Origin of the sequence: Mesorhizobium sp. M7A.F.Ca.US.014.04.1.1 (genome assembly GCF_003998745.1) — a bacterium.
Classification (GTDB): domain Bacteria; phylum Pseudomonadota; class Alphaproteobacteria; order Rhizobiales; family Rhizobiaceae; genus Mesorhizobium; species Mesorhizobium ciceri.
The window spans coordinates 1-5,147 of record NZ_RZRW01000137.1; the positions used below are offsets into that span (position 1 = coordinate 1).

The following is a 5,147-nucleotide window of genomic DNA, read 5'->3' on the forward strand; positions in this document are numbered from 1 at the left end:
GCGCGGTTCTCCTGCTGGTCAGACGGCCGCGGGCCGAACCGGTGCGGCAAGATCAGCAAGCCAATGCCCAGGCGAGGTGAAACGCTGTAATGCCAATGCTGCCGCCAAACCTGCCGATGCTGTTCCGGGCGTTCGGAAAGCGGCAACTGCGCCTGCTTCCGGCGGTGGTGATTCTCGGCCTGGTCAGCGCCGTCCTCGAAGGGTTCGGCATCGGCCTGATCATCCCGTTGCTGGGCATCATCATGGGACACGGGGATGCCGCCGGAATGGCAGGCTTCTCCGCCGTCCTCCAGCACGTCGGATCGGGCTTGAGCGAGCGCGACCGGCTGATCGTCATTTCGGCCGCCATCCTCGGCTCGATCATCCTGAAGAACGTCTTCGCCTTCGCCAACACGCTGCTGACGACCTTCATCTCCGGCAAGGCAAGCCATTCCATCCGCAGCGCCCTGTCGGAGCAGCTGTTGCGGGTCGGCTACCCGTTCTTCCTGCGGCAGAGCCCCGGACGCCTGCTCAACATCATCTCCAACGAATCCTGGCGGGCTTCCGATGCGATCCAGATCATGCTGTCGGCCATCGTCAGCGCATCGGCCGCCATCATCCTCCTGGCTTTCCTGCTGCTGCTTTCGTGGCGCATGACGCTTTTGGTCACGCTCGGACTGGCGCTCGTCCAGATCGCGCACGCCATGCTCTCAGCCAATCTGAAGGAGCCAAGCCGCAGCGTCGCCTCGCGCAACGGCCACCTCGCCTCGCAGATGCTTCACCTTGTGCATGCCGGACGGCTGATCCGCATCTTCGGACAGGAGAACCGGGAAAAGGCGATGTTCGACACGGCGTCGGATGCGGTTCGCCGCGCCTCCTTCGCGCTGCTCGTGCGCCAGGGAGCGCTGCCGCCGCTGACGGAGGTTCTCCACGCCATGCTGTTCCTGGCGGTGGTGATCGGCGCCTGGCTGGCGCAGGTGAGTTTCCCGCTGATCATTGCCTTCGTCATCCTGCTCTACAGGCTGCAGCCGCATATGCGGGCCCTGCAGGGGTCGTGGAGCCAGCTGCAAGGCCTGAGCGGATCGCTTGAGGAGGTGACTTGGCTGCTGGATCCCACAGGCAAGCCGCAACCGCCGCAAGGGGACGGGCCATTCCACGGCCTGCGCCAGGGCATCAAGTTCGACGATGTGACATTCACCTACTCCGGCACGGACCGGCGCGAGGTGGTGCTGCACGCGGCGACATTCGAGATCCGCGGTGGCCGCTCGACGGCGCTGATCGGCCGCTCGGGCGCCGGCAAGACGACGATCGTCAATCTCCTGTGCCGCTTCGTCGAACCGGACACCGGCAACATCCTCGTCGATGGATCGCCGCTCGACCGGATCGATGCCAGCCAGTGGCGCCGGCACATCGCCCTGGCCAGCCAGGAACTGGAACTGGTCGACGGCAGCATTTTCGAAAACATAACCTACGGCCAGGATGCCGCGACTGCCGGCGATGCCGAGGCCGCCGCAAGACTGGCCGAAGCGCATGAATTCATCGAAAGGCTGCCTCAGGGCTACGAGACCCTGGTTGGCTACAGGGGCATCAATCTGTCGGCGGGACAGAGGCAGCGCATCGCCTTGGCGAGAGCCCTGGTGCGCGATCCCGATCTCCTCATCCTGGACGAGGCCACCAATGCCGTGGACGGGCTGTCGGAAGCGGCCATCGTCGAGACCCTGAAGTCGAGAGCCGGCCGCCGCACGACCATCGTCATCAGCCATCACCACAGCACCATCTCGTTCTGCGACGACGTGGTCATCCTGAGCGGCGGCCGCGTGAAAAAGCAGGCCCCTTTCGGCGCCCTGGCCTCGCTCAGCATGGACGAGCTTTACCAGCACGAACCGCTCGACTGAGAAGGCGCCGGGCCGGCCCGCGATCTTATCCTGGGCGTGTCTGCAGCCTCCGGCCGGCGGGTCGTCGCAAGGGTTCGAATCACAAGCCAGGGGAATTGCCGCTGGCACCTTCCGTGATCGCACCAATGCCGTGCGGGACCGCGGCGCGCTACCTTGTCTGTGCGGCGGACCTGTCGATCCGCCTGGCCGGTGCCCCATTGGACTTACTCTCCGGGTGAGGTGCCGGCCTCCCATGCACAAAAGAAGGATCTGAAGCGGGTCGCCTGAATCCTTCAGGCGCGACACGCTTCAGGTGGCGGCGCCGACATTCCTGCGCATGCGCCGCCTGCCCGTCGTCCGTGCTTTCTTCGCCATCGCCCCGGCCATCTCGACCACGCCGTCCTCGCGCGGCCTGCCATTGGTGGCCTTGTGGAGCCGCTCATAGGGCAGCAGTTCCTTGATCCGGGCATTGAGCGAGGCGATTTCGGCCTTGAGGTCCTCGCACTCCTGCCTCTGCACGTCGAACTGTATCTGTTCGGACGCCTGTTGCAGCGTCAGCTGAGAAAGGTTGGCGTTCACCTTGGAAAGACTCATCTTGTCGCTTTCGCTCTCCTGGCTCAGCGCGGACAATCTTTCATCGGCGATCTTCTTTTCGGCCAGAGCATCGTTCAGTTCGCTCTTGAGCCTGGCGATCTCGCCCGCGGCTTCGCCGTTTTCGCTCGACACCTGCTCAAGCCGCGATTGCAGGTTCTGGATCTCCGAGCTCAACCCGCGCATTTCCGCCTGGCTGCGAGCCAGCTCGGCTTCCTTGTCGCCTTCCATCATGTGGGCCGCTTCGGTCGTTTCCGACAGTTTCGCCTGTGCCGCCTCGAGCGACTTCTGCAGCCGCATCTCCTCTTTCTCGCTCTTGCCGAGCGCCGCCAGCAGCTCCGCCAGCCGCGCTGCTTCGGTGGCATGGACCGCCGACAGCTCGTCGAGCCTGTGGCGCGCTTGCGATTCCCGCTTCAGCGCCTTGTCGAGTTCGATCGACAGGTTGACGTGCTTTTCGCGCAGCATCTTGCTCTCGCGCAAGCGCCTGTTGGCCTCGACCGTCCTGGCGGTCAGCCGCTTGGCGATGTCGCCGAACTCCGCCTCGCGTTTGGCGCTCGCATTGGCTGTCTCGACGAGTTCCAGCCTGACCGCGGCAAGTGCCGCACGCAGCGTCTCCCGGTCCTGGACCAGACTTGTCTCGCGCTGCTGCAGCGCTTCGAAAGCGCCGTCACGCTCGCGCAGCTTTCGCGTCGCGTCGTGCAGCTTTTCCGACAGAGCCCTCTGTTCGGCGGCCAGGGCGGCATTGGCAACCTCCAGCTCGTTGGCGCGCAGGATGTCGCTGTGCAGGATGTTGAGGAATTCGCGCGTCAGATGGTGTGAGGTACCGATCTCCGACAGCTTGTCGTTGATCTCCTCCAGATAGTCCCTGGCGTCGTGGAAGAGTCCCTCGAAGGCGCTCAATGCAGCCAGCCGGGTCTGTGTATGGGCGGTCAGTCTTGGCGCGGTTTCGGAACTGTCCGCAGCGCCCGCATTCTCGGCATTCCCGGCATTGTCGTCATTTGCCGCATCGGCCTGGGGTGGCCCGTCATCGGGTGCCGCCTGGGCATCCGGCACATCGTCGCTCTCTGGCGGCGCCAGGTCGTCGGCGTCGAGACTTGCATCCAGCGCGTCCGCCAAATCGATCTGCAGGTCCTGGATCGCTTTATCCACGTCTTCAGCACGCTTGATCAGGCCTCTGAAGTTCATCGCCAAACTCCCCTTACGCATACCTCGCTTAGAACTTAACAAATTGCTAATATATCCTTACATCCGCTGCTTGCGCAGGGGAAGCCCCGTCGGCACAAAGGTAAATTTGGGACATTTTAGGGGTTTGGACGGCGCGAGCGATGCGGTGCGAGGGTGCGAAGCCGGTTCTGCCGGCAGGACAGAGGGGGGCGCGAAGGATCGCGGCTCCCTAAGTTGCCCTCACCCCGCCATGGCCAGCGGCACGGCGCTCTTGTTGGGGATCTGGATGTCGATTTCCAGCGTCGACATGGTCTCGCCGCGGTCCATCGAGACCTGCAGATAGTCCTGGTCGATCTGCACATGCTTGGCGATGACGGCCATGATCTCCTCGCGCAGGATGGAGACGAGGTCGGGCTGGCTGCGGTTGCGGCGCTCATAGGCGAGCAGCACTTGCAGCCGCTCGCGCGCCACCGGGGCGCTGGAGCGCCGCTTGAAGATGTCGAGCAGGTTCATGCCGCCCTCCTTCCCAAAAGACGATCGAGGAAGCCCTTGCGCTCGAAGGGCACGATGACGGGCAATTCCTCGCCCTCCAGCCGCCTGGCGGCGTCGATATAGGCCTTGGCAGCGGAATTGAGCGGCTCCGACAGCGTCACCGGCGAACCGAGGTTGGAGGCGCGCAGCACGTCCTGGCTTTCCGGAATGATGCCGAGCAGCGGCACCGACAGGATTTCCAGCACGTCGTCGATGGACAGCATCTCGCCGCGCGAGGCGCGCGCCGCATCGTAGCGCGTCACCAGCACATGCTTGGCGATCTGCTCGCCCTGCTCGGCCCGCAAGGTGCGGGCATCGAGCAGGCCGATGATGCGATCGGAATCGCGCACCGACGACACTTCCGGATTGGTGACGATGACCGCCTCGTCGGCAAAGCGCATGGCGAGCTGCGCGCCGCGCTCGATGCCGGCCGGGCTGTCGCAGAAGACGTAGTCGAACACCGAGCGCAGCTTGTCGATGACTTCGCCGACGCCTTCCTCGGTCAGCGCATCCTTGTCGCGCGTCTGCGAGGCCGGCAGCAGGAACAGCGTCTCGACCCGCTTGTCGCGGATCAGCGCCTGCGAGAGCTTCGCCTGGCCCTGGATGACGTTGACGAGGTCGAACACCACGCGCCGTTCGGCGCCCATGATCAGGTCGAGGTTGCGCAGGCCGACGTCGAAGTCGACGAGCGCCACCTTCTTGCCGGTCTTGGCCACGGCCGCCCCGAGGGCCGCCGTCGAGGTCGTCTTGCCGACGCCCCCCTTGCCCGAGGTGACCACCACTACCTTGCCCATTGAAAAGCCTCCGTTGTTGTTGTTCTTGGTCGGGCGGCCCTCGGCCGCCCCAATATCGAAACGAATGTCAGCTCAGCGTCGAAACCCGCAAGGCGTCGCCGTCGAGAAACGCCTGCACCGGCTTGCCGCGCGAAACGCCTTCCATCTCCTCGGCGGTGACGTACCAGCCGTCGACCGCCAGCAGCTCCGCCTCGTTCTTGCGGCAGAAGATGCG

Annotated in this window: 5 protein-coding genes and 1 pseudogene; 1 reads left to right on the plus strand and 5 read right to left on the minus strand. The window is 64.6% G+C overall.

What is annotated here, in order from left to right; genetic code table 11:
• Nucleotides 1-296 (minus strand): hypothetical protein (locus EOA22_RS38805; RefSeq protein ID WP_245478625.1); only part of this gene is annotated, 296 nt, incomplete at its 3' end.
• Between EOA22_RS38805 and EOA22_RS11990 the strand changes: the two genes are divergently transcribed.
• Nucleotides 228-1,874: an ABC transporter ATP-binding protein gene (locus EOA22_RS11990; protein ID WP_245478623.1), complete on the plus strand. Its 1,647-nt coding sequence runs from the start codon at nucleotides 228-230 to the stop codon at nucleotides 1,872-1,874. The two genes, EOA22_RS38805 and EOA22_RS11990, sit on opposite strands and share 69 nt — an antisense overlap.
• A 288-nt stretch (nucleotides 1,875-2,162) precedes the next feature.
• Here the strand turns inward: EOA22_RS11990 and EOA22_RS11995 are convergent, their stop codons facing one another.
• The 4 genes and pseudogenes from EOA22_RS11995 to EOA22_RS38810 all read right to left on the minus strand — a co-directional run.
• Nucleotides 2,163-3,629, minus strand: coding sequence for a hypothetical protein (locus EOA22_RS11995; protein ID WP_063168607.1), 1,467 nt, complete (start codon nucleotides 3,627-3,629; stop codon nucleotides 2,163-2,165).
• Nucleotides 3,630-3,848: 219 nt separating this feature from the next.
• Nucleotides 3,849-4,121, minus strand: coding sequence for a cell division topological specificity factor MinE (gene minE, locus EOA22_RS12000; RefSeq protein WP_024501686.1), 273 nt, complete (start codon nucleotides 4,119-4,121; stop codon nucleotides 3,849-3,851).
• On the minus strand, nucleotides 4,118-4,933 hold the full coding sequence (gene minD / locus EOA22_RS12005) for a septum site-determining protein MinD (RefSeq protein ID WP_013530671.1): 816 nt from the start codon (nucleotides 4,931-4,933) through the stop codon (nucleotides 4,118-4,120). Before minD ends, minE begins: the two co-directional genes overlap by 4 nt.
• Before the next feature lie 67 nt (nucleotides 4,934-5,000).
• Nucleotides 5,001-5,147 (minus strand): annotated as a pseudogene (locus EOA22_RS38810) (septum formation inhibitor MinC); the annotation flags it as partial.

What these genes read in the sequence shown, in the direction of transcription:
- EOA22_RS11995 (WP_063168607.1), bottom strand. Translation starts at nt 3,629, where the DNA reads ATGAACTTCAGAGGCCTGATCAAGCGTGCTGAAGACGTGGATAAAGCG.
- minE (WP_024501686.1), bottom strand. Translation starts at nt 4,121, where the DNA reads ATGAACCTGCTCGACATCTTCAAGCGGCGCTCCAGCGCCCCGGTGGCG.
- minD (WP_013530671.1), bottom strand. Translation starts at nt 4,933, where the DNA reads ATGGGCAAGGTAGTGGTGGTCACCTCGGGCAAGGGGGGCGTCGGCAAG.